Annotated in this window: 19 protein-coding genes and 3 pseudogenes; 13 read left to right on the forward strand and 9 right to left on the reverse strand. The window is 72.8% G+C overall.

The window, feature by feature from the left end:
* Positions 1-114 precede the first annotated feature (114 nt).
* A complete protein-coding gene (locus tag ACZ7DL_RS25870) occupies positions 115-1,281 on the reverse strand; it encodes an FAD-dependent oxidoreductase (protein WP_470777453.1) in 1,167 nt (388 codons plus the stop codon).
* 131 nt (positions 1,282-1,412) lie between these two features.
* On the opposite strand from ACZ7DL_RS25870, the gene ACZ7DL_RS25875 reads away from it, so the two are divergent.
* Positions 1,413-1,736, forward strand: coding sequence for a ribosomal protein L7/L12 (locus ACZ7DL_RS25875; protein WP_470777455.1), 324 nt, complete (start codon positions 1,413-1,415; stop codon positions 1,734-1,736).
* A 79-nt stretch (positions 1,737-1,815) separates the two neighbouring features.
* On the forward strand, positions 1,816-2,817 hold the full coding sequence (locus tag ACZ7DL_RS25880) for a Ppx/GppA family phosphatase (RefSeq protein ID WP_470777457.1): 1,002 nt from the start codon (positions 1,816-1,818) through the stop codon (positions 2,815-2,817).
* Positions 2,818-2,880: 63 nt separating this feature from the next.
* Here the strand turns inward: ACZ7DL_RS25880 and ACZ7DL_RS25885 are convergent.
* A pseudogene (locus tag ACZ7DL_RS25885) lies at positions 2,881-3,207 on the reverse strand (MmyB family transcriptional regulator); the annotation flags it as partial.
* Between ACZ7DL_RS25885 and ACZ7DL_RS25890 the strand changes: the two are divergent.
* The 7 genes and pseudogenes from ACZ7DL_RS25890 to ACZ7DL_RS25920 all read left to right on the forward strand — a co-directional run.
* Positions 3,207-3,362 (forward strand): annotated as a pseudogene (locus ACZ7DL_RS25890) (SDR family oxidoreductase); the annotation flags it as partial. The pseudogenes ACZ7DL_RS25885 and ACZ7DL_RS25890 overlap by 1 nt on opposite strands.
* A gap of 116 nt (positions 3,363-3,478) precedes the next feature.
* Positions 3,479-3,667, forward strand: coding sequence for a short-chain dehydrogenase/reductase (locus ACZ7DL_RS25895; protein WP_470777459.1), 189 nt, complete (start codon positions 3,479-3,481; stop codon positions 3,665-3,667).
* 157 nt (positions 3,668-3,824) lie between these two features.
* Positions 3,825-6,467, forward strand: a complete 2,643-nt coding sequence (locus ACZ7DL_RS25900; RefSeq protein WP_470777460.1) for a glycoside hydrolase family 31 protein — start codon at positions 3,825-3,827, stop codon at positions 6,465-6,467.
* Positions 6,468-6,587: 120 nt separating this feature from the next.
* Positions 6,588-7,802: a carbohydrate-binding protein gene (locus tag ACZ7DL_RS25905; protein WP_470777461.1), complete on the forward strand. Its 1,215-nt coding sequence runs from the start codon at positions 6,588-6,590 to the stop codon at positions 7,800-7,802.
* A gap of 111 nt (positions 7,803-7,913) precedes the next feature.
* Positions 7,914-8,497, forward strand: a pseudogene (locus ACZ7DL_RS25910) (polysaccharide lyase family 7 protein).
* 96 nt (positions 8,498-8,593) lie between these two features.
* Positions 8,594-9,055, forward strand: coding sequence for a hypothetical protein (locus ACZ7DL_RS25915; protein WP_470777462.1), 462 nt, complete (start codon positions 8,594-8,596; stop codon positions 9,053-9,055).
* A 164-nt stretch (positions 9,056-9,219) separates the two neighbouring features.
* Positions 9,220-10,197, forward strand: a complete 978-nt coding sequence (locus ACZ7DL_RS25920; protein WP_470777464.1) for an SMP-30/gluconolactonase/LRE family protein — start codon at positions 9,220-9,222, stop codon at positions 10,195-10,197.
* Between the two features lie 168 nt (positions 10,198-10,365).
* On the opposite strand, the gene ACZ7DL_RS25925 is transcribed toward ACZ7DL_RS25920, so the two are convergent.
* Positions 10,366-13,740: a pyruvate carboxylase gene (locus tag ACZ7DL_RS25925; protein ID WP_470777466.1), complete on the reverse strand. Its 3,375-nt coding sequence runs from the start codon at positions 13,738-13,740 to the stop codon at positions 10,366-10,368.
* Between the two features lie 558 nt (positions 13,741-14,298).
* The gene (locus tag ACZ7DL_RS25930) at positions 14,299-15,186 is read right to left on the reverse strand and encodes a hypothetical protein (protein WP_470777468.1); all 888 of its coding nucleotides are present in this window, start codon (positions 15,184-15,186) and stop codon (positions 14,299-14,301) included.
* Positions 15,187-15,650: 464 nt separating this feature from the next.
* On the opposite strand from ACZ7DL_RS25930, the gene ACZ7DL_RS25935 reads away from it, so the two are divergent.
* Positions 15,651-16,640, forward strand: a complete 990-nt coding sequence (locus ACZ7DL_RS25935; RefSeq protein WP_470777469.1) for an aldo/keto reductase — start codon at positions 15,651-15,653, stop codon at positions 16,638-16,640.
* A gap of 507 nt (positions 16,641-17,147) precedes the next feature.
* Here ACZ7DL_RS25935 and ACZ7DL_RS25940 read toward each other — a convergent pair.
* A complete protein-coding gene (locus tag ACZ7DL_RS25940; RefSeq protein ID WP_470777471.1) occupies positions 17,148-17,498 on the reverse strand; it encodes a DUF6343 family protein in 351 nt (116 codons plus the stop codon).
* Between the two features lie 382 nt (positions 17,499-17,880).
* Between ACZ7DL_RS25940 and ACZ7DL_RS25945 the strand changes: the two genes are divergently transcribed.
* Positions 17,881-19,128: an MFS transporter gene (locus ACZ7DL_RS25945; protein WP_470777616.1), complete on the forward strand. Its 1,248-nt coding sequence runs from the start codon at positions 17,881-17,883 to the stop codon at positions 19,126-19,128.
* Positions 19,129-19,143: 15 nt separating this feature from the next.
* On the opposite strand, the gene ACZ7DL_RS25950 is transcribed toward ACZ7DL_RS25945, so the two are convergent.
* From ACZ7DL_RS25950 to ACZ7DL_RS25960, 3 genes are read right to left on the reverse strand one after another with little or no spacing between them, the layout of a single operon-like run.
* A complete protein-coding gene (locus ACZ7DL_RS25950; protein ID WP_470777473.1) occupies positions 19,144-19,875 on the reverse strand; it encodes a metallophosphoesterase family protein in 732 nt (243 codons plus the stop codon).
* Positions 19,872-20,150, reverse strand: coding sequence for a BON domain-containing protein (locus ACZ7DL_RS25955; RefSeq protein ID WP_470777476.1), 279 nt, complete (start codon positions 20,148-20,150; stop codon positions 19,872-19,874). The genes ACZ7DL_RS25950 and ACZ7DL_RS25955 overlap by 4 nt, the downstream gene beginning before the upstream one ends.
* Positions 20,147-20,845, reverse strand: coding sequence for a hypothetical protein (locus ACZ7DL_RS25960; protein WP_470777478.1), 699 nt, complete (start codon positions 20,843-20,845; stop codon positions 20,147-20,149). The genes ACZ7DL_RS25955 and ACZ7DL_RS25960 overlap by 4 nt, the downstream gene beginning before the upstream one ends.
* Positions 20,846-21,218: 373 nt before the next feature.
* Here ACZ7DL_RS25960 and ACZ7DL_RS25965 point away from each other — a divergent pair, with 373 nt between their 5' ends.
* Positions 21,219-22,364, forward strand: coding sequence for a PP2C family protein-serine/threonine phosphatase (locus tag ACZ7DL_RS25965; protein ID WP_470777479.1), 1,146 nt, complete (start codon positions 21,219-21,221; stop codon positions 22,362-22,364).
* A 232-nt stretch (positions 22,365-22,596) separates the two neighbouring features.
* Entirely contained in the window at positions 22,597-23,679 is a 1,083-nt protein-coding gene (locus ACZ7DL_RS25970; protein WP_470777481.1) for a glycerophosphodiester phosphodiesterase family protein, read from the forward strand.
* Positions 23,680-23,803: 124 nt separating this feature from the next.
* On the opposite strand, the gene ACZ7DL_RS25975 is transcribed toward ACZ7DL_RS25970, so the two are convergent.
* Positions 23,804-24,304, reverse strand: coding sequence for a hypothetical protein (locus ACZ7DL_RS25975; protein ID WP_470777483.1), 501 nt, complete (start codon positions 24,302-24,304; stop codon positions 23,804-23,806).
* Positions 24,305-24,362 lie beyond the last annotated feature (58 nt).

Raw genomic sequence — 24,362 nt, forward strand, 5'->3', positions numbered from 1 at the left:
CGCCTCTTGCACTTTCGCGCGCGAACAGCGGCCTGCGCGGGCACGTTCGCGCAGCCGCGACCGCTGCGGTCCGCCGGCCGCGGGTCGACGCGGGTCAACGCAGGTCGGCGCGGGTCAGCGCGGTTCGGGCCGAACGGCCGGCAACGGGGTGTCCCAGGCCAGTTGGCGGATCAGCCGCTCGTCCGGCTCGGCGGGCCGGGCCATGACCGGTGCCGGGCGGGGCGGTGCGGGGGTGCCGCGGGAGAGGCCGCCGCTGACGGTGATGTTGTGCTCGACCCGCGGACGGCGGTGCCGCTCGTACGCGGTGAACGCGGCCTGCCGGCCTGGCAGGTCGCGCAGCGCCTTGGCCAGGACGACGGCGTCCTCCAGGGCCATCGAGGCGCCCTGGCCGGTCGCCGGCGAGGCCGCGTGGGCCGCGTCGCCGATCAGCAGGACACGGCCGGCGTGCCAGGCGGTGCCGAGCGGCAGCTCCGTGGCGTTGGCGACCATGATCGCGCCGTCCGGGGCCTCGACCAGGCCGGCGGCGGGGGTGGTGTCCTTGCGCAGCAGCGGCAGCAGCTCCTCGCGCAGCACACCGGCCGTTGCGGCGGGTGCGCCGACGGGCAGCGGGTCGCCGCCGGCGCGGGCGAACCAGTACGTCTCCCCCGCCGGCGACACCGCGTAGCCGAAGGCGGTGGCGCTGCCGCGCACCATGGTGATGGCGCCGGGCGGGTCGGCCGCCGGTGCGGTGCCGGTGTAGCCGTAGTAGACCCGCTGGCCGGCATAGCCGGGCCGTGCCTCGGGTGTGACGAGTCCGCGAACGGTCGAGTTGAGGCCGTCGGCCCCGACGAGCAGGTCCGCGGTGGCGGTGGTGCCGTCGGCGAAATGGGCGGTGACGGCGTCCGGGCCGTCCGTCACGGACACCAGCCGGACGCCGTGGCACACCTCGATGCCGCGCCCGGCCGCCTCGCCCTGGAGGGCCGCGTTCAGCTCGCCGCGGCGCAGACAGCGATAGCGCAGGGCGGGGTCGTCCGCCTCGCCGAGCGGTACGTGCATCACCTCGGCGCCCTCACCGTCGAGCAGCCGCAGTGAAGTCAGCGGAAAACCGACGGCCGTGACGGCGTCCGTGGCGTCCAGCGCGGCGAGTGCGCGCATGCCGTTGCTCGCCAGGGTCAGGAAGGCGCCGATGTCCTCGGCCGTGTCCGGGTGGGCCTCGAACACCGTGACGTCGAAACCGGCCTTGTGCAGCCCCAGGGCGGTCGCGGTTCCCGCGATGCCGCCGCCGATCACCAGTACCCTCATCGCATCCGCTCCGGTCACCCGCCGTGTGCCGCGCCGACAGTGGTCGTGACCATCCAAGGGCAGCGGTGGACCGACCGGAGCGTGCGGGGTCCGGATCCGGACAGGGTCGGCGCGATGGGGGGGAACGCCGGGTGGAGGAACCGGACTTCGGGGTGGTGCTCGCGGGTGCGGGGGAGCGCGGGCGGGACGCCGTGCAGGCCCTGCGGGCCGTCACGGGGCTGAGTGCCTGGCGGAGCGCACAGTTGCTGGCCGCCGCCCCGGTACCGGTCGTCGAGGGCACCTGGTTCGAGGCGGCTGTGCAGGCCGCGGCGCGGCTGCGCGGGGCCGGAGCCGAGGCGGACGTGGTGTGCGGGTGGTGTGCGCGCACGCTGCCGCGGGACGGCCGTCCGCTGGATCCCGGCCCGTGCGCCGCGCGCTTCCGGTCCCCGTCGGACTGCCGCGCGAGCCGGTCCTGAGACGCGTCCCGGCGGCAGTGTGCTCCGGCACGCCCCCCGTGTGACGCGTTGTCGCGGGTGAAGTGGGTACGTCCCGGCCATGCGGGTGAGCGTGGTGGATGCGGGGTCGAACACGGTCCGACTGGTGATCGCAGACGTGGAGGGAGGCGTTCCGCTGCCGGTGCACACGGTCAAGTGGAAGCTGCGCCTGTCCGAACAGGTCGGCCCGGACGGCACCATCGCCGACGAGGCGGTGGAGCGGCTGGTCAAGGCGGTGGCCGCGGCGGGCGCCACGGCCCGGAGGTGGCATGCGGCGGGTCCGCTGGCCTTCGCGACCACGGTGGTCCGCAATGCCCCCAACCGCCGGGAGGTGCTGCGCCGGGTGGCGTCCGAGACCGGGATCCGCATGTGCACGCTGCCCGGTGAGACCGAGGCGGAGCTGACCTTTCTGGCGGCCCGCCGCTGGCTGGGCTGGAAGGCGGGCCCGCTGGCGCTGCTCGACATCGGCGGCGGCTCGCTGGAGGTTGCCTTCGGCCGGGGCCGGCTGCCCGACTTCGCCGCCTCCCTGCCGCTCGGTGCGAACCGGCTGACCCGGGACTACCTGGGCGTGCAGGATCCGCCCGGGCCCGGCGAGCTGAAGGAGCTGCGCCGCCGCATCCGGCATGAACTGCGGGACGTGGCCTCGCGGATCCGCTGGGAGCGTCCGCGCACCGCGGCCGTCAGCTCCCGTACGTTCCAGCAGCTGGCCCGGTTGTGCGGGGCCGCGCCGGGGCGGTTCGGGCCGTTCGTGGAGCGGGAGCTGGTCTGCCGGGACCTGCGCGAGGCGGTGCGCACCCTGGCCGCGCTGCCCGCCGCCGAACGCGCGCAGCTGCCCGGGATCTCCGCACCGCGCGCCGGCCAGAGCCTGGCCGGCGCGGTCGTCGGGCACACCGCCCTGAAGCTCATGGGGCTGCCGCGGGCCGTGGTCTGCCCCTGGGCGATCCGCGAGGGGGTGCTGCTGCGCTACGTCGAGGACGGCGCCGACTGGTGGACGGACGCCACCGCCGAGCCCGTCACCCCGACACCCGCGGCACCCCTGCGCATCGCCGGCCCCACGGCATGAGTTCGCCGTGCGGGTACCGGCATCGGTGACGATCCGGGGCGGACACGGTGGTGCCGTGCGCACTCAGCCGGGCCGGTGTCCCAGCCGGTCCGGCCCCGGCGCCAGATCCTGGGTGCCGATCACCGAGAGCAGTTCCAGCTGCGCGGCTCCCTCGGTCCCGGGCGGGGCGCTGAACCACAGCAGGCGCTGCCGGCCGTCCTCGCTGAACAGGTTGTGGCAGTCCAGTTCGATGACGCCGAGCGAGGAATGGACGATCCGCTTGTGGTCGCTGCGGCGCAGGGCCACGTCCCGCCGCTCCCAGAGTGCGGCGAACTCCTCGCTGCGCCGGCGCAGCGCGGTCACGAGCCGGGTGACGTCGGGGTCCTCGGCGCGCCGGGCGGCGACTGCCTGAGGACGAGGAGACCGTCGCCCGGCTGGCGGCCCAGCCCCCGCTGGAGCGTCTCGGCACGCCCGCCGACATCGCCGAGGTGGTGGCGTTCCTCGCCTCCCCGGCCGGCCACTGGGTCAACGGCCAGGTGGTCCGCGCCAACGGCGGCATCGTCTGACGCCCTCACCCCCCGCGACCGGCGACCGGCGACCGGCGACCGGCGACGAAAGCTACGGCGCCCTGCCGGCCGGCCTCGACCAGCGGCTCGCGGCGCTCGTCCCGCCGGACGCGGACGTGGCCGAGGTCGCCGCGGCCGTCGTACGCCTGGTGGACCTGCCCGCGGGCGGCCGGCCGTCGCGCACCCACGTCGATCCCAGCCGCGACGGCAGCGAGGTGGTCTCCGCTGTCGCCGACCGCATCCGTGCGGACTTCTTCCGCCGGGCCGGGCTGGACGACCTGCTCACGGCGGGCAGTTCACTCTGAGCCGCGGCCGGCACCGGCGGGTGTATTGACATGAACCTGCGTCAACCCCGAGGCTTCGTGCGTGAAGTTGCTCGATTAGCGCTCGTTTCAAGCGTTTCCGAGCAGCAGATCCGTAAGAACAGTCAGTCCGCAAAGGTGCGAGGGGAGCTGTTCCGCCGTGCGAAGACTCCGACACCGTGTGCCGTGGCCGGCCTGGATACCGCTGGGGCTGGCGAGCGTCCTGGCCGGGACCACGCTCGCCGCCCCGGCCCCGGCCCAGGCCGCCGCACCGGCGGCCGGCGCCGTCCTGGATTCCGCCCACAGCAGCGTCGACTGGCAGAGCCCGGTCTACGCCAAGGGCACCGGCGGCGGCCCGGAGAGCTGCCCCGCCGCCGGCGCCGACCCCGACGACAAGGTCTGCCACCGCTTCGACCTCACCGTCTCGGTGCCGGACGGCTACTGGGACGACAACCCCGAGGGCGGCGTCCCCCTGTCCATCAGGTGGGAGCGCCCCTCGGACGACTTCGACCTGTACGTCTACGACGACCACGGCAAGCAGGTGGCGTCCAGCGCGGGCACCGCCGACCCGGAGGCCACGGTGATCCCGCGGGCGTCCGGGACGTACCACGTGCTCGTGGTGCCGTACGACGTGCACGACAGCTCCTTCACCGGCACCGCCTATCTGCCCGCGACCACGGACGCCGGCGACCTCACGTCCTTCTCGGGCGGCGACGGCAGCTACACCGTCCGGGCCGGGCGGCTCACGGCGCGTGCCGACTTCCTGGCAGGCGGTCAGCTGCGGCTCCAGGCCGATCCGTCGGGCTCGCTGAGCGACCCGGCCGGCACCGCCATCGTGCGCGCACAGCCCGCCCTCCAGCGGCACACCTCGTCCTTCGACGCGGGCGACTACTACGGCATCCGCTCACCGGAGGCCGTGCTGCGCGTCTACAAGAAGCCGCTGCGGTTCGGGCTGTACAAGGCCGACAACCGCACCCGCATCTGGCAGGAGGACAAGCCGCTGCGCTGGTCGACCGGCGGGATGCGGCAGAGCCTGACGCGAGGCGCCGACGAGCAGTTCTTCGGCGGCGGCGAGCAGAACGGCAGCTTCTCGCACCGCGGCCGGACGATGTACGTGGCCAACAGCTTCGACTGGAACGAGGGCGGCTACAACAACTCCCAGCCGTTCTACCTCTCCAGCGCGGGCTACGGCGTCTTCCGCAACACCTTCGCGCCGGGCGTGTACACCTTCGGCTCACCGGTGACGACCGGCCAGCAGGAACGGCGCCTGGACGCCTACTACTTCCTCGGTGACGCCAAACACGTCATCGGGAAGTACACGGCACTGGTGGGCAAGCCCTTCATGCCGCCGGTCTACGGCCTCGAACCGGGTGACTCCGACTGCTATCTGCACAACGCCAACCGGGGCGAGCGGCACACGCTGGACGCGCTGAAGATCGCCGACGGTTACACCGAGCACCACATGCCGCTCGGCTGGATGCTGGTCAACGACGGCTACGGCTGCGGGTACGAGAACCTGGAGCAGACCGCCGAGGGCCTGCAGGACCACCACGCCCAGCTCGGCCTGTGGACCCAGGACGGCATCGACAAGCTCGCCGACCAGGTGAAGGCGGGCCAGCGGGTGGCCAAGCTGGACGTGGCCTGGGTCGGCAATGGCTACAAGTTCGCGCTGGACGCCTGTGACGCGGCGAAGAAGGGGATCGAGGACAACAGCGACGCGCGCGGCTTCGTGTGGCTGCCGGTGTCCTGGGCGGGCGCCCAGCGCTGCGGGGTGCTGTGGAGCGGCGACCAGAAGCTGTCCTGGGACTACATCCGCTGGCAGATCCCCACGTACGCCGGCGCGACCATGTCCGGCATCGCCTACAACACCGGCGACGTGGGCAGCATCTACCGCCACGACGCCGAGATGTACACCCGCGACCTCCAGTGGAAGGCGTTCCTGCCCGCCATCATGACGATGGACGGCTGGGCCAGCGACCTCACCACCGGCAAGCCCGCCGACCAGCAGCCGTGGCGGGACGGCGAGCCGTACACCTCGATCAACCGCAGGTACCTCCAGTTGAAGGAGCGGCTGCTGCCCTACATGTACACGCTGTCGGCGCAGGCGGCGAAGACCGGTGTGGGGGCGGTGCGTCCGCTGTGGCTGGAGTACCCGGACGACCCGAACACGCTGGGCGCGCAGGCGAAGTACGAGTTCCTGTCCGGCCCGGACTTCCTCGTCGCGCCGGTGTACCAGGACTCCGACACCCGGGACGGCATCTATCTGCCGAAGGGCACCTGGACGGACTACTGGACGGGCCGCACCTACGAGGGCCCGACCACGGTCGACGGCTACCACGCCCCGCTGGACACCCTCCCGCTGTTCGTGCGCGAGGGCGCGATCGTACCCATGTGGCCCAAGGGGACGACGAGTTGGCAGACCCGTGACCGGCACGAGCTGGACTGGGACCTGTACCCGGCCGCCCACGGCGCCAGCCACTACACGGTGTACGAGGACGACGGCGTGACCCGTGGCTTCGCCAAGGGCGCGGCGGCCACGCAACGGGTGTCGACGCGCACCGACGCCGGGGGCACGACCGTGACGGTCGGCGCGAGCAGGGGCGACTACGCGGGCAAGGTGGACGCCCGGTCGTACCGGTTCACCGTGCACGGCGCAGCCGCACCCGTGCGGGTCCTGCTCGGCGGGCGTCAACTGCCGGACAGCGCCTGGTCGTACGACGCCGACGCGCACGTGACGACCGTCACGACGCCGAGCCTGTCGCTCGACCGCGGATTCACCGTGCGCCTGGTCGACGGCAGGTAAAGGAACCGTATGGTCTAGTCCAAAGAGCATGTTGGTCTAGTCCAACTTATTGACGTGACCGCAACAGCTCCCGGAGGGTGGGGCTCCCCGCTCTGGGGTCCCCACCCTCTGGAGGCACGCATGAGACGTCTTCGGGCATGTCTGGGCGCGGCGGCGGCCGTCACCCTGGCCGCGGCCGGCACCACCGCACTGGTCGCGAGCAGCGCCTCGGGCGCGACCACCGCACTCGACAACCGCTGGTACGCCGCCGCCCCCTATCTGATGCCACTGGACAACGACCCGCCGGACCCGGCCGCCATCATGGACGCGACCGGCCTGAAGGCGTTCCAGCTGGCCTTCGTCCTCGCCCCCGACGGCGGCGGCTGCACGCCCACCTGGGGCGGCACGGCGCCGGTCGCCTCGGACACCGCCGTCCAGTCGGTGATCAACACCATCCGCGCCAAGGGCGGCGACGTCTCCGTCTCCATCGGCGGCTACGGCGGCACCAAGCTCGGCCAGACCTGCGCGGACCCGGCCGCCACGGCGGCGGCCTACCAGCAGGTCATCACCAAGTACGGGCTGCACGCCATCGACTTCGACCTGGAGGAGCCGGAGTACGAGAACAGCGCGGCCATCAGGAACGAGATCGGGGCGGCGAAGATCCTCCAGCAGAACAACCCGGGGCTGTACGTCTCCGTGACCACGGCCGGCACGGCGGACGGCACCGGCTGGTTCGGCAAGCAGATGCTTCTGGAGGCCAAGTCGCAGGGGTTCACGCCGAACAACTTCTCCATCATGCCGTTCGACGGCGGCTTCGACGGAGCGGCGAGCCAGACCAGCGCACTCACCAACTTCAATTCCATCCTCCGGTCCACCTTCGGCTGGGACCAGGCGACCGCCTACGCCCACGAGGGCTTCTCGGGCATGAACGGCCGCAGCGACACGGGCGAGTACTTCACCCGGGCCGACTTCCAGACCGTGCTGGACTACGCCACGAGCCACCACATGGACCGGTTCACGTTCTGGTCGCTGAACCGCGACCGGCAGTGCACCCCGGCCGACAACGGGGGTCGCACCTCGGGCACCTGCTCCAGCGTGACCCAGAACTCCTGGGACTTCGCGACGTACTCGGTGAGGTTCGCCGGCGTCACCCCGCCGAGCACCACACCCACGCCCTCCCCGACCCCGACGCCCACACCGACGTCCTGCAAGCCCGCGTGGAGTTCGTCGGCCGTGTACACGGCAGGGAACGAGGTCTCGTACGACAAGCACAACTGGAAGGCCAAGTGGTGGACCCGGAACGAGGCGCCCGGCGCCTCGGAGTGGGGGCCGTGGCAGGACGAGGGCGCCTGCTGAACCCCTTGACGTGTCCGGTCCAGACCTTTGCTTCTCGGGTCACCGGCGACCATGGATGCGTTCAGCGTTCACCATGCTGAACGCATCCCGGTCCGACGAAGGGACCCCCACATGACCCGATCACGGCTTCTCGCGGCGACGTCCACCGCGGGTCTCACCCTTGCGCTCACCGCCCTCGGCAGCGGCGGCGCGGACGCGGCCGACCCGCATGTCGCGCCCGGCGGCAACTTCGACCTGGCGGTCTGCCAGCTCCAGGAGCCCGTCGGCTCCTCCGGCAAGCCCACCACCATCGGCTGAGCGCGACCCTGCGCGTGGTGTCCGTGACCGAGAACGTGTGCGTCGGCCAGATCCACCTCGGCTCCGGCGGCTCCTCCACCAAGCCCCTGGTGGAGCTGTACTACCACGCGAACGGGGACATCGTCCTCGGCACCGAGGACTCGCCGGCCGGCGGCCAGACCCTGCATCCCGTAGGCCATGTGTCCGTCGGCAAGACCTGGAGCCACACCATCGGCGTCTCCGGCGGGAACACCATCGACCTGACCGTGAACGGCACCACCACCCACTACGGCATCCCGTCCTCCTTCAAGCCCTACAAGCAGTACTTCAAGGCCGGCTCCTGCAACCAGTCCTCCTCGGAGAGCACCACCCGCGGCGCCCGCGTGGCCTTCTACGGGCTCACCGTCTCCCACGGCTGACAACACGGCCCCACCTGCGCGACTGGTGCAAACGGCGGGACGGTCGTAGCGTCGGGTGCACGCGGTCGGACACAGCACGAACGGGTGGGAGCGGCCATGCGCGGATCAGTGGTGGGAACGGCGATCACCCTCGCGGCGGGAGTCCTGCTGACAGCGGCCATGACCACGGCCACGGCCAGTCCGCCGGCCACCACCGCGGCGCCTCCCCGGACCACCGCGGCGCAGCCCGTCCTCGTCGACTGCCTGTGGCACCGCACCGTCCGTCCCGACGACTTCATCCTGGCCTGCGGCGACGGCAACAGCCGGCTGACCGGACTCCACTGGTCCGAGTGGAGTCCGGAAGGGGCGACCGCCGTGGGCGTGAACATGCTCAACGACTGCAAGCCCTACTGCGCCGCCGGCACCTTCCACGCCTACCCGGTGACCGTCCGGCTCGACGGCCCGAAGCCCTGGAAGAAGCACCCTGCCGTCCAGCACTACACACGGATGAGCCTCACCTACACCGATGCCCGTCCGGAGGGTTTCCAGCAGGTCGTGACGTACCCGCTCTGGGACTGACGGGCCCGGCCCGGATGTCACCCGGGCGCGCCTCGTACGGCGTGTGACGGTGGTCCGCGCGGGCGATCCCGCGGCCCCGGCTCCCGTCACCGGTGACCCGTCCCCCGTCATGTTGGTGTGGCCCCGCACGCCGGCGCCCCGCGCGCCGACCGAAAAGAGGTCACATGTCCCGTCACCCACGCCTGTCCGCTGCCGCCACGGCCGCGCTCGCGCTCGGCCTCGTCGCCGCCGCGCCCGGCACCGGCGAGGACCCGCTCGTCACCGACGCCCGTGTCATCGCCCACTTCGACCCGGCCGCCGGGCAGACACCCGAGAACATCGCGGTCGACCACGACGGCTCCGCCGACCTGACCTTCGCCTCCGCCCGGCAGATCGCCCATGTCACCGAGGACGGGCACACCTGGATCCGCGCGACCCTGCCTGCCGTGACCAACCCGGCCACGCCGCTCGTGGGCAGCGCCGTCGTCACCGGCATCGCCCGCGCCCACGACGGCACGCTGTACGTCGACTACGCCACCGGCACCCACGAGACCGGCATCTGGCGCCTCTCCCCCGACGGTGGCGCACCGGAGCAGATCGCCGCACTGCCGGCCGACGGGCTGCCCAACGGACTCGCCCTCGACGAGCACCGGGGCGTGCTCTACGCGGCCGACTCGGTGCGCGGTACCGTGTGGCGCGTCCCGCAGGCGGGCGGCACGGCCACGGCATGGGCGACCGGCACGGCACTCGCTCCGCTCCCCGCGCCCGCCTCCGGCTTCGGCGCCAACGGCATCAAGGCCGACCGGAACGCCGTGTGGGTGTCCAACACCGGCCGGGGCACGCTGCTGCGCATCCCCGTCGCCCAGGACGGCTCCGCCGGTCCCGTCGAGACTCGCGCCACCGGGCTCGACGGCATCGACGACTTCACCCTCCCCGGGCACGGCAAGACCGTACTGGCCGCGCTGAACGCCGCGAACAAGGTGGTCCTGGTCCGCCCGGACGGCGCCACCACGACCGTACTGACCGCACAGGACGGGCTGTCGAACCCGACCTCCGTGGCCGTCCGGGGCCGGACCGTGTACGTCCCGAGTACCGCCTACACCACCCGGCGGGACCCGAACCTGCTCCTGGGCCGCCTGCGTCACCTCCTCGGCCGGGGGTAGCCCGCGGGTGACGGGGACCGGAGGGACGGCCCGGCACCGGCCGCCCGTACGCCACTCGCCGCCGGCCGGAGCGGTCCGGCCGGCGGCGAGTGACGGGCGTCGGTCAAGCGCGTGGGCCGGCCGGGCGCGAGCGTCGGGCAAGCGCCGGCGCCGGGCTCGCGGCCGGCGTCAGGACAGCTCCACCAGCAGGTCTCCGCCCTCCACCTGCTGGATGCGGTTGATGGCCAGCCGGGACACCCGGCCCGCCTTCGGGGCGGTGATCGTGGCCTCCATCTTCATCGCCTCGATGGTGGCGATCGTGGCGCCGGCCGCCACCTCGTCGCCCTCGCCGACGGCGAGGGTCACCACTCCGGCGAACGGGGCCGCGACGTGGCCGGGGTTGGAGCGGTCGGCCTTCTCCGTCACGGGCACGTCGGAGGCCGCCGCGCGGTCCCGGACCTGGATCGGCCGGAGCTGGCCGTTGAGGGTCGACATCACAGTGCGCATACCGCGCTCGTCGGCCTCGCCGATCGCCTGGAGCTCGATCAGCAGCCGGACCCCGGGCTCCAGGTCGACGGCGTACTCCTTGCCCGGGCGCAGCCCGTAGAAGAACGCCTTGCTGTCCAGCACGCTGGTGTCGCCGAAGGACTGCCGGTGCGTCTCGAACTCGCGGGTCGGGGCGGGGAACAGCAGCCGGTTGAGAGTGGCGCGGCGGTCCTTCGCCAGCCCCTCCCGGTCCTCGGCGGACAGCTCGGGGGCGGGCTTGGCCGCGGTCCGGCCCTGGAGCGCCTTGGTGCGGAACGGCTCCGGCCAGCCGCCGGGCGGGGTGCCCAGCTCGCCGCGCAGGAAGCCGATCACCGAGTCGGGGATGTCGAACCTGTCCGGGGTCGCCTCGAAGTCCTTCGGGGAGACTCCGGCGCCGACCAGGTGCAGGGCCAGGTCACCGACCACCTTGGAGGACGGGGTCACCTTGACCAGGCGGCCGAGGATGCGGTCGGCGGCGGCGTACATCGCCTCGATGTCCTCGAAGCGGTCGCCGAGGCCGAGGGCGACGGCCTGGGTGCGCAGATTGGACAGCTGGCCGCCGGGGATCTCGTGGTGGTAGACCCGGCCGGTCGGCGAGGCGAGGCCCGCCTCGAAGGGGGCGTAGATCTTGCGGACGCCCTCCCAGTACGGCTCCAGGTCGCCGACCGCCTGGAGGTCGAGGCCGGTGGGGCGGTCGGAGTGGTCGGTGGCGGCGACGATCGCGGACAGCGACGGCTGCGAGGTCGTACCGGCCATGGAGGCGACCGCGCCGTCCACCGCGTCCGCGCCGGCCTGGATCGCGGCGAGGTAGGTGGCGAGCTGACCGCCCGCGGTGTCGTGCGTGTGCAGATGCACGGGCAGGTCGAACTCGCGGCGCAGCGCCGAGACGAGCTTGGCCGCGGCCGGGGCGCGCAGCAGTCCGGCCATGTCCTTGACGGCCAGGATGTGGGCGCCGGCCTCGACGATCTGCTCGGCGAGACGCAGGTAGTAGTCGAGGGTGTACAGCCGCTCCGCCGGGTCGTTGAGGTCGGCGGTGTAGCAGAGGGCGACCTCGGCGATCGCGGTGCCGGTCTCCCGTACCGCCTCGATGGCGGGCCGCATCTGGCCGACGTCGTTGAGGGCGTCGAAGATGCGGAAGATGTCGATGCCGGTGGCGGCGGCCTCCTGCACGAAGGCGTCGGTGACCTCGGTCGGGTACGGGGTGTAGCCGACGGTGTTCCGGCCGCGCAGCAGCATCTGGAGGCAGATGTTGGGGACGGCCTCGCGCAGGGCGGCCAGCCGCTCCCAGGGGTCCTCGGCGAGGAAGCGCAGGGCGACGTCGTAGGTGGCGCCGCCCCAGCACTCCAGGGACAGCAGCTGCGGGAGGGTGCGGGCGACGACCGGGGCGACGGCGAGCAGGTCCTTGGTGCGCACCCGGGTGGCGAGCAGGGACTGGTGGGCGTCGCGGAACGTGGTGTCGGTGACGCCGATGGTCGGCGACTCGCGCAGCTGCCGGGCGAAGCCCTCGGGGCCGAGGTCCACGAGGAGCTGACGGGAGCCGGCGGGCGGCTCGCCGGCGGGCAGCGGCGGCAGCTTGGTCAGCGGGTCGAGCAGGTCGGGCCGCCGGCCGTGCGGCTTGTTGACGGTGACGTCGGCGAGGTAGGTGAGCAGCTTGGTGCCGCGGTCGGCGGAGGAGCGGGCGGTGAGCAGGTGCGGGCGCTGCTCGATGAAGGAGGTGGTGACCCGTCCCGCCTGGAAGTCGGGGTCGTCCAGCACGGCCTGCAGGAACGGGATGTTGGTGGCCACACCGCGGATGCGGAACTCGGCGACGGCGCGCCGAGCCCGGCCGATCGCGGCCTGGAAGTCGCGGCCCCGGCAGGTGAGCTTGACCAGCATCGAGTCGAAGTGCGCGCTGATCTCCGTGCCGGCGTGGGTGGTGCCGCCGTCGAGCCGGATGCCGGAGCCGCCCGGCGAGCGGTAGGCGCTGATCCGGCCGGTGTCCGGGCGGAATCCGTTGGCGGGGTCCTCGGTGGTGATACGGCACTGGAGGGCGGCGCCGCGCAGGGTGACCGTGTCCTGGGCGAGGCCGAGGTCGGCGAGGGTCTCGCCGGAGGCGATGCGGAGCTGGGACTGGACCAGGTCGACGTCGGTGACCTCCTCGGTCACCGTGTGCTCGACCTGGATGCGCGGGTTCATCTCGATGAACACGTGGTTGCCGTCGCGGTCGAGCAGGAACTCCACCGTGCCGGCGTTGCGGTAGCCGATCTCGCGGGCGAAGCGGACGGCGTCCTCGCAGATCCGGTCGCGCAGTGCCGGGTCGAGGTTGGGGGCGGGCGCCAGCTCGATGACCTTCTGGTGCCGGCGCTGCAGCGAGCAGTCGCGCTCGAAGAGGTGGATGACGTTGCCCTCGCCGTCGGCGAGGATCTGCACCTCGATGTGGCGGGGCTCGACGACGGCCTTCTCCAGGAAGACGGTCGGGTCGCCGAACGCGGACGCGGCCTCGCGGGAGGCGGCCTCGATGGACTCGCGCAGCTGGGCCGGGTCCTCCACCCGGCGCATGCCGCGCCCGCCGCCGCCCGCCACCGCCTTGACGAAGACGGGGAAGCCGATCTCCTCGGCGGCGCGGATCAGTTCGTCGACGTCGGTGGAGGGGGCGGAGGAGCCCAGCACAGGTACGCCCGCCGCGCGGGCGGCGGCGACCGCGCGGGCCTTGTTGCCGGTCAGCTCCAGGATGGCCGCGCTGGGGCCGACGAAGGTGATGCCCGCCTCCTCGCAGGCGCGGGCCAGTTCGGGGTTCTCCGACAGGAAGCCGTACCCCGGGTAGACGGCGTCGGCGCCCGCCCGGCGGGCGGCGCCCACGATCTCCTCGACGGAGAGGTAGGCCCGGACCGGATGCCCCGGTTCTCCGATCTCGTACGCCTCGTCGGCCTTCAGCCGGTGCAGCGAGTTGCGGTCCTCGTGCGGGAACACGGCGACCGTGCGGGCGCCTAGTTCGTAACCCGCCCGGAACGCGCGGATCGCGATCTCTCCACGGTTGGCGACCAGCACCTTGCGGAACATCCTGGATTCCCTTCAGCTGCCTGCCGGCGACGAACACCCTGGTGTCAGCCATGCCCTGCCGTACTCGCGGCCACCCTAGGGGGTGCCCGCACAGGTCGATGTGCGAAAACCATCACATTGACGGGGTGGGCGACGCCACAGGGGCGCGCCGTCGCCGCCGGCCGGGTCCGGTCGGAAGCGGCACCGCGGCGGGGCGGTGAGGACCGGCGGGGCCGCGACAAGCCGCTGAGCTGCCGGGCGATGCGGCGGATCCTCCAACGGTCGAACGACGAGCTCGGCACCGACTGGACGTTGCACGACCCGCGGCACTCCGTAGTCGCGAGCGATCGACGTCGTGAGATGACTCGGCGGGGGTGGCTGCCGATCCCTCTCTCCCTTTGATCCCCACAGCCGCGTCTGGCCAGGTTTGCCGCCGACAACCGCCGATCAAGCAAGTGGGGCGTACGGCGGGTCTGGATGACCTGGTGCAACTGTTCGGCCCGCCACCGGTCCGAGACCCATCGCCCGACGACTGGGTCGAGGTCGAGGACTATGTCGGCTCGGCGCTGCCGCGCGACTTCAAGGCGTTCCTTGACGCCTACGGCACTGGCGCTCTTCCGGCCATGCGACCCGGATCTGGACCGCTGGAAGATCGCCACGAACATCGACGGTGGTCGCGGCACAGGGGGGCGCGGGGGGCGTCGCCGGGTCCGCGCGGGTGTGGCCGGTCCCTCCCGTGGGCAGCGCGGACCGCACGGCCGCGCGGATCCGGTCCCGTCGGCCGTGCAGAAGCCCCAGGACGATCGCCGCGGCCACCGCGACCAGGTGTTCACGGCCGGCCAGGTTGGGCACGGCGACGGACTCCCACACCATCGAGCCGCCGGTCAGCGTGAACACCACAGGCGCGCGCCGGATCACCGCGAGATAGGTGAACAGGCCCACGACGGCCGCGGAGGGCCCGGTGTCGAGCACCTTCCCGGCCTCGGGCGGCAGCCCGAACCCGCACCAACCGGGGCCGAGCGCGATCATGAGCCGGGCGGTGAGGGTGCCGGCCAGCGTGGTGACGTAGGCGATCACCAGGGTCCGGGCCCGGCCCAGGGTCAGTTCGGCCAGGGCGAAGGCGAGGAACAGCTGAGTGATGCCCGCCCACACCGGCAGGTCGAGCGCCGGGACGTACAGGGACACGGGGGTGCGCAACAGGGAGAGCCACAGCGGCAGGTCGGCCTGGACGCCGCCGAGCCGCCGTACCCACAGCGCTCCGGTGGGGTGCTGGGCGATGTCGTGGAAGAGGACGACGCCGAACGCGGCGACGAAGGCCAGCAGCAGCCCGGACAGTCCGCGCCGCACGAGCCGTCGTAACGGGTCGACGACGACGGCGTACCACTCGGCCCGCAGTGTGCGTCCGGCGCAGCGGGCCGGACGCGCGACCAGCGCGCGGAACCGTCTGGTGCGCCCCTCAGCGCTCATGAGGCACGGCGGCCCGTCGCCTTCGGCTCCCCCGTCATCCCCATCGCCCCCTCCGCCTCGCTTCCGGCGGTCCGACCGTGCGAGACGTTTGTCCGTCATCCGTCCGTTTCCGGCGCCATCGTATAGATGTGCGGATCTCTCCCGGCCTTGCCGCGGTGTGGGAAGACCCACAGGTGTACAGCGCGGAAAACGAGGGCCGGAAGGCAACCCGCGCCCCCGCGGATCCGTCCCCCGGTGCCGGTCTCCTCTATTCGGGAGTCGAAGCGCCGGCACATGCCTGACTTGCGCTGGAGTGCGCTCCAGCTCATAGCGTCGCGGACACCGGGTCGCACGAGGGCACGTCGGCCGGTGTTCCCCACGGGATGCCGGTCGACCGAATCCGTCGCTAGATGGACTGGATGGAACGAGGGCCTTCGTGTCGTCCGCAACGACGAACGAGTGTGCAGGAAAGGCTGGGACACGGCATGCAGAAGCGCAGTCTTCGGGACCTCCAGGTATCGGCCATCGGCCTCGGATGCATGGGTATGTCCGCCTTCTACGGCTCCGCCGACGAGGAGGAGGGCATCGCGACCATCCGGCGCGCCCTGGAACTCGGCATCACCTTCCTCGACACCGCGCAGGTCTACGGCCCGCTCAGCAACGAGTCGCTGGTCGGTAAGGCGATACGGGGGCATCGCGACGAGTATGTGATCGCTACGAAGTTCAACTACCGAATGGACAACGCCGTACCGGGCGACATGAGCACGGTCGGCCGGCAGGACGGTTCCGCGGAGCATGTGCGCAGCTCCGTCCACGGCTCCCTGGAGCGGCTCGGCACCGACCACATCGACCTCTACTACCAGCACCGGGTGGATCCGGACGTGCCGATCGAGGAGACGGTCGGTGCGCTGGGCGAGCTGGTCGCCGAAGGCAAGGTGCGGGGCATCGGGCTGAGCGAGGCGAGCGCCGAGACCATCCGGCGCGCCCACGCCGTGCACCCGATCACCGCCGTGCAGAGCGAGTACTCGCTGTGGTCGCGGGAGGTGGAGGCCGAGGTGCTGCCCGCCTGCCGGGAGCTGGGTATCGGCTTCGTGCCGTACTCGCCGCTCGGCCGCGGCTTCCTGGCGGGCCGCTTCTCCTCGCCCGACGAGCTGGACAAGGACGACTGGCGCCGCAGCAACCCGCGCTTCACCGACGCCAACATCGACGCGAACCTGCGGCTCGCGGAGAAGGTGAAGGAGATCGCGGCCGAGAAGGACGTGACCCCGGCCCAGCTGGCCATCGCCTGGGTGCTGGCCCAGGGCGAGGACCTGGTACCGATCCCGGGTACCAAGCGCCGCGCCTACCTGGAGCAGAACGCCGGCGCGGTCGGCATCGAGCTGACCGAGGACGACCTGGCCCGCATCGACGCCGAGCTGCCCGAGGCTGCGGGCGAGCGGTACGACGAGGCGGGGATGCGGACGGTCAACCGCTAGTCCGTCGCCGCCCAGGTGCCGGACGGCCTGCCGCCCGCTGCCGATGCTGGAGGTGCCATGTGACCGGCGCGGTGGATCCGGCCGGCCCCACCGGGGGGGACGCGGTCTTCACGGAGACGGCGCGCCGCACCGGCGCGCTGTATCTGCTCACGCCGGACGAACAGTTGCTGCGGCTGGAGGCGGTGTGCGGTGAGCCGGCCTCGCTCGCCGCACCGTGGGCGCGGGTCCCGGTGACCGCGTCCGCGCCGGTCGCGGACGCGGTCCGCGAGGAGCGGGTGGCCTGGCTGGGCAGCCAGGAGCAGGTGACCCGCTCCTCTCCGCGCACGGCGATGGTCCTTCCGTACCCCTTGGCGATGGTCGCCGCGCCCGTCACCGGGGCCCGGTGGTGGGGGGCGCTGCTGCTGTGTGGCCGGCCGCCCCACATGACGCGGCAGGGTGCAGGGCCATGTCGTGGCGCGGTGCCGGCAGCCGGCCCGGGTCCTGGAGGGGGTGCGCAGTGCGGCCGGGTCACCGCCCGGCCCCGTGGTCCCGCCGTCGTCGTGCCGTCAGCACCGCGAGGTCCAGCGCCGCCGCCAGGGCGAGGAGCCCGCACACCCCCGTGAGGGCGGTGAGCGGGCCGGTGCCCGGGCTGCCGCCCGGGCCCTCGTGCGCGGCCCACACCGCGAATCCGGCGGTCGCCGCGGCGAACACGGGCAGGAAGACGGCGGAGAGCAGCAGCCGGAGTCGCACGGCGCTGCGCGCGGTGGCCGGTTCGGTACCGGTGCGGGGAAGTTCGGTACCGGTGCGGGGAAGACGGTGACCGGTCGCGCCGGAGCGTGACCGGGGAGCCGACGTCGCGGCTCGATGGTGCTCACGCATGACACGCCTCCGTTTCGGCGGACCGGCGCTTCTGCCGCCGTCCGCGTAGCCCCGCCCCGGCACGGCTGGAACAGGGCCTGTGAGGAACCCCACGCGAGGCCCCAACCGGCGTACGGCAAGCGGTGTTTCGCGGCGGTCGGTCTGCGCCCGCGAAGGCGGTGGCGTCGACTCGCCCGTCCTGTCTGCCAGCATGGTCGGCGCCCTGACCAGGCGGCCCGGCCGTGCAACGCAGCCGGCCCGACGGGCCCCGCCGGTCTCTCCCGCTTTCCCGGTTGTCGAGTACCCCGCCGTGCCCTCTGCCTCTGCCCTGTCCACGTCCACGTCCATGTCCAGCTCCGCCCCGGCCTCCCGTTCGCCGTGGCGGTCCCTGCGGTACCGGAGCATGCGCTGGTGGTCGGCGGCGAACTTCGTCTCCAACGCCGGTACCTGGATGCAGCTCACCGTGCAGAACCTGCTCGTGCTGCACATCACCGGCTCGGCCGCGGCGACCGGTCTGTCGATGTCGGTGCAGGCTGCGCCCGCGCTGTTCGTGAGCCTCCTCGGCGGGGCGGCCGTGGACCGCTGGCCCCGGAAGCTGACGGTCGCCGTCAGCCAGGCCCTGCTCGGCGCGGTCGCCTTCACCACGGCGCTGCTCGTGGCACTGGACCGGATCGACATGACGGCCCTGCTGGTGCTGGCCGCCGTGACCGGCGTCATCGCCACCGTCGACGGGCCGGCCTGCGCACTGCTCGGCAACGATCTCGTGCCGGTGGCGGACGTGCCGTCCGCGATCGGTGTCGGCGCGCTCGTGCACAGTGCGGGCCGGCTGGCCGGCACGGCGCTGGCCGGGGTGGCGGTCGGCTTCCTCGGCACGGGCGCCGCGTACGCCGCCAACGGGCTGTCGTTCCTCTTCGTGGCCTCGGTGGTGCCGTTCCTACGTCCGGTGCCCGGGGTCGCCGAGGTCCGGGCGGCCGGGCCGCGGGCCGTACCGGCGCGGGCCGGGATGACCGTGCGGGAGGGCCTGTCCTTCTTCGCGCGCCGGCCCCGCCTGGTCGCTCTCGCGGGCATCACCGGGATCAGTTCCGTCTTCGGCCGCAACTACGGCCTGACCCTCGCCGTCCTCGTCACCGGACCGCTGGCGGGTGGCGCCGGGGCGTTCGGCACGGTCTCCACCGTGCTGGCCGTCGGCGGCATCCTCGGCGCGGTCCTCGGCGCCCGGTTGCGCAAGCCGTCCGTGCGGACCGTGGGTCTGCTCGCGGCGGCGGGCGCGCTGCTCCAGGTGGTGGCGGGTCTGTCGCCGTCGCTGGCGGTGCTGCTGGTGCTGGTGCTGCCGATGGCGATCGTGGAGTCCGTTTCCGACACCGCCGGTACGGCCGTGCTCCAGACCGATCCGCCGCCGCATCTGCGCGGCCGGGTGCTCGGGGTGTGGAGCAGCATCGGCACGGTGTGGGGCCTCGGCGGGCCGCCGCTGCTGGGCCTGCTGATGGAGTGGGCCGGAGCGCGCGGCGCCCTGGTCGCCGGCGGGCTGCTCATCGCCGGGTCGATCGGCGCGGGTCTGCTGGTGCGCCGCCGCGGCGGCCCGGTGACGCTGACGCTGCCCGCGAAGGACGGCGATGTGACCGGCCGGGAGGCTCTGAGCACGGCGGCCTGACCGGCCGCGCCGGCGCTACCCGCGCCGGCCGGGCAGGTGGTACACGTGGAACGCCTGCCCGATCACCGGCTGGGCGACGTTCCGCACGCGGACGCCCCCGCTGGTCATGCCGTGCTCGGTGCCGGCGTGGGCGTGCCCGTGCACCGCGAGGTCGGCGCCGCCGGTGTCGATCGCCTCCGCCAGCAGATAGCTGCCGAGAAACGGATAGATCTCCAGCGGCTCGCCGGCCAGGGTGTCCGGGACGGGCGAGAAGTGGGTGAGGGCGATCCGTACGTCGCAGTCCCGCTCGTCCAGGTGCTTCAGGGCGCCGTGCAGACTGTCGGCGCACCGGCGGCTGTAGCGGACGAACTCCTTCATGAGCGGTTCGCCGAACTCCCCCGCGCAGCGGCCGACGAAGCCGCCGCAGAAGCCTTTGGTCCCGGCGACGCCGATACGGGCGCCGTCGGCGGTGACGACGGCCGCCTGCCCCTCGAGGACGTGCGCGCCCGCGTCCCGGAGGATCGCGGTGACCTCCTCGGGCTTGTCGTCGTGGTGGTCGTGGTTGCCGAGTACGGCGACGACGGGCACCCCGAGGTCCTTGATCTCCCGGGCGACGACCGCCGCCTCCTCGGGGGTGCCGTGCCGGGTGAGGTCGCCGGCGAGCAGCAGGACGTCGGCGCATCCGGGCAGTGTCTCGAAGGAGGGGCGCAGAGTCCCCTGGCTCTCGGGGCCCATGTGGATGTCCCCGACGGCCGCGACGCGGATCATGTCAGGTCCTCTCCGTGGTCGGGCGAGGAGGTCCCGGCGACGAGCAGGTCGCTGTGGACGGGGTGCCCCGCCAGCTCCTCACGGGCCATGCGCAGGATGTCGTCCCGGCACTGGGTGGACGGCACCGTGCCGGTGAGCATGACGGCGTCGCCGCGCATCTCGAGTCGTACGCCCAGTTCTCCCAGCTCTCCGGCGGCCAGGTGCTCGGCGAGGTGGGCGATGCGGTAGTCCAGGTTCCCCGCCGTCGGCGGGGGCGGCGGGCTCGTGTCGGTCATGGCTGCCCCTCCTGGGCGTCGATCACGTGCAGCCGTTCGAGGAGGAAGAGGAAGGCGGCGGGCATGGGCTGGTCGCCGCAGGCGGCGCGGACCACGTCCCAGTCGACCTTCTCGCGGACGGCGCGGGCCACCGGCAGGACCGACCCGAAGTCGCAGTAGTGCTCCGAGAAGGCACTGATCAGGCTGTGGATCAGATCGGTCGGGCAGAGGACGGGCATGAGCACCGAGTCGACCGGCAGGACATGGGCCCGGTCGAGCATGTCCCGGGTGACGGGCTGGTGTGCCAGCGCGAAGATGATGTCGACGTTCTGCCCGTGGCAGGTGGTCTTCAGCAGCCAGTCCTCCGGCGGGATCCGTACGGCGAGACCGGCCTCGCGCAGCGTGACGGCCACCGCTTCGGCGTCGTCGGGCAGGATGGCGAAGTCGGCGTCGTGCTGGAGGTAGCGACTGCCTCCGTGGGCGTAGACGGCCACGCTTCCGGCCAGCGCGAAGGGGTGGCCGGCGCGTTTGAGGAGCGCGCCGATCTGCTTGGCGGCCTCCAGGATCGCCTGGCTGCGGTCCTGCGGCAGCTGCGACGGGTCCGGCGGCTCCGACGGGTCCGGCGCGGGCTGCGCGTTCGCTTCGTCCGTGGCGAGGCGGAGTTCGGTGACCTCCGGTCGCCGGAGGGGCGCGGTTTCCTCCCCGTTCTGCGTCATGACCTCTCCATTCGGCACCCTGCACCCCTGGGACGGCCGGATCCGCCCCGGGGGAGCTACGGGTACCCGGCGTGCCGTCACCGACACGGCGCCCGGGGAAAGGTTCAGTCCGCCGGGCGAGCGCCGTGGTTCCGGCGGTGAGGCCCTGACGGGGGAGGAGGGCGGGGCTGCGGCGCCGCGGCACCAGCACCAGCACGATCGCCATGCCGGACACCGAGGACTGCGGAGCCGCTGCCGTGGACAGGGGCCCCGATGTCGTGGAGCGTCTTGCCGAAGACGCCGAGCGGGAGGCCGCCGGGGACCAGGGAGGAGATCCGCCGGCCGCCCCGGTGGCGAGTGGCCGCCCGACCGGCCCGGGAGCACGCTGGTAGGCATGGCACCCCGGCTCTGGCGCGCGGGTCCGCGGCAGCCGTGGCAGTCGGTCCACGCACTGCTGTTGCTCCCGGTCGCGCTCATCGTGGTGATCACGGTGGTGGACCTGCGGACCCCGAACGACATCCACCTCGGGCCGGCCCTGGTGATCGCGCCCGCGCTCACCCCCTCCTTCGCCGGGCCGCGGACCACGGCGGGCATCGGCGTGCTCGCGGTCGCCGCTCAGGTCTTCATCGGCATCCACCACGGGGGGATCGGCACCACGAACCACATCGTGCAGATCATCACCCTCTCGGTCCTCGTGGTGCTCACCGTCCTCTACAGCGCCCTGCGTGAGCGCCGGCAGGCCCAGCTGGCCCAGGTCCGCACGGTCGCCGAGGCCGCGCAGCACGTCCTGATGTGGCCGCTGCCCGAGCAGATCGGCACGCTGCGGATCGCCTCGCTCTACCTGGCGGCGGAGGACGAGGCACAGATCGGCGGCGACCTCTACGCGACGACCCCGTGCGACGGCTCGGTCCGCGTCCTGATCGGCGACGTCCGGGGCAAGGGCCTGCCCGCCATCGGCGAGGCGGCGCTGCTGCTCGGCGCCTTCCGGGAGAGCGCCCACCGGCACATCCCGCTGGCGGACCTGGCCACCAGCCTGGACCAGAGCATCACCCGCTACGCGGCCGACCTGGATCCGCCGGACGAGGTGGGCGAGCGGTTCGCCACCGCGCTGCTCGTGGAGATCCCGGACCGCGACCCGGTCACCCGGATGACGAGCTGCGGTCATCCGCCGCCGCTGCTGCTGAGCCCCGGTCACGTCGTCACGGTCCCGAGCCTGCATCCGTCGCCGCCGCTCGGGGTGCACGCCGGTGCCGAGCACACGCTGGACGTGTTCTCGTTCGAGCCGGGCGACACGCTGCTGCTGTACACCGACGGGGTCGTGGAGGCCCGGGACGAGCGTGGCCGGTTCTATCCGCTCGCCGACCGGGCCGCGCGGTGGACGGAGGACAGCCCCGAGGCGCTGATGCACCACCTGCGGCGCGATCTGCTGGCCCACGCCGGCGGCCGGCTCGGCGACGACGCCGCACTGATCGCGTTGCACCGCACACCCACCGAGCGCCGCCGCCACCACGGCCGCGCCGAGCAGCCCCGGCACGGCTGAGCAGCCCGCTTTCCGGACGGGGAGCCCCTCCGTGGGGTGGCACTCCGTGGCGTCGTCCCGTGCGCCGGATCGCGGGGCAAGACGTCTGCGTGTCGACTGCCTGTGCGGCAATGTTCAGTTCGGAGGGTGGCCCGCCCCGTCGGGGCGTTGCGAGAATCTGCGGCGCTTCGGCCTTCGGTTCCGACGCCTGACGGCGTACCCACGCCCTCTTCGACCCCGAGTGAGGTTCCGGATGTCCGTACGACACCTGCCCGTACGCGCACGACACCTGCTCGCCGGCCTCGCCCTGCTGCCGGCGCTGTGGTCCCCGGCGGCCGCGCAGGCGGCGCCGGGCGGCCCCGCGAAGGCCCGCTTCGACCTCCAGGCACACCGCGGCGGCCTCGGGATGACGACCGAGGAGTCCCTGGAGGGCTTCGGCAAGGCGATGCGGCTCGGGGTGTCCACGCTGGAGCTGGACACCCACGTCACCAAGGACCTGAAGGTGGTGGTCAACCACGACCGCCGGATCAGCGGCGTCAAGTGCCGGGACACCGGCCCGGTCACGCCCGGCGACCCGATGTACCCGTATGCCGGCAGGTTCATCAAGGATCTGACGCTGACTCAGATCAAGACGCTGGACTGCGGCTATCAGCAGCTGCCCGGCTTCCCCGAGCAAGAGGTCGTCAAGGGCTTCCGGATGGTGGAGCTGAAGGACGTCCTCGGCCTGGTCAGGAGCTACCACGCCTGGGGTGTGAAGCTGAACATCGAGACCAAGGTGGAGGCGGGCGCGCCCGAGGAGACCGCTCCGCGCGAGGTGTTCGTCCGCCGGGTGTACGAGGAGATCCACCGCTCGGGCATCGAGCGGCAGGTCACCATCCAGTCCTTCGACTGGGGCGCGCTGAAGGTGATGCACCGGCTGGCGCCGAAGCGGCCGCTGGTGGCGCTGACCAACTACGACTTCCTTCAGGTCGGCAAGCCCGGCGCGTCCCCGTGGCTGGGCGGGATCGACGCGGACGACTACGGCGGGGACTTCGTCAGGGCCGCGGCGACGCTTCCCGGGGTCACGACCCTCTCCCCCAACTACGGTTTCCCGCAGACCGGCAAGGTCGGCGACCCCGGGTTCCGGTTCTACTCGGACGCGGCGATGGTCGCGGAGGCGCACGCCCGGGGGCTGAAGGTGGTGCCGTGGACCTGTGACGACCCGGCGACCGTCGAGGCGCTGATGGACCTGGGCGTCGACGGGATCATCACCGACTATCCCGACCGCGTACGCCGGATCATGGCCGACCGCGGCATGCCGCTGCCGCGGCAGTACCGCCCGCACGGCCGCGGCTGACGTACTCGCGCGGCCGACGGTACGGCGGGGCGGGCGGCCCCGCTCCGAATGGGGCGGGGCGGGACCGCGCGCCCGGTACCACCGGTGCCGCCGATCGAGCCAGGCCGATCGGCCCGTCCGCCGGTCAGCCGGCCGGCTTCAGGTCGGTGATCTTCTGGGTCTTCAGGTCGGACTGGACGTCGATCCGGCTGACCTGCGCGTGCGGCCCGTCGCCCCAGGTGAGCGTGACCCGGCTGGTGGCGTGGCCCGCACCGGACCCGGTGTACGCCACCTTCCACTTCACCGGCACGTTCTGCGCGAACAGGATGCCGTCCGCGTGCTGCTTCTTCTCGTAGGCGGCGACCTTCTTCTGGGCGGCGGCGGAGAGGTAGAAGCCACGCAGGGCCTTGGCGCTGGCCGCGGCGCTCGGGTCGTCGGTGGCCCAGACCGAGTCGATGTAGGCGCCGTAGAAGTCGGCGACGTGCTGGGTGACGTTGCGCGGGTCGCCCTGGGCGGAGGACACGGCGGCGGCACGGGTGGTGTGGCTCGCGGTGACCCCCGCGAGGGCGGGCGTGACGGCGGCCAGGGTGAGGCCGGCGGTGAGGGCCACGGCGGTGAAGAGGGTCTTGCGGTTACGGACGGACATACGTTTCATTCCCCCGGATACTTCGCGACCGGACTGATCCCGGCCGTCGACGGACCTT

This window comes from Streptomyces sp. NPDC036984 (assembly GCF_055607665.1).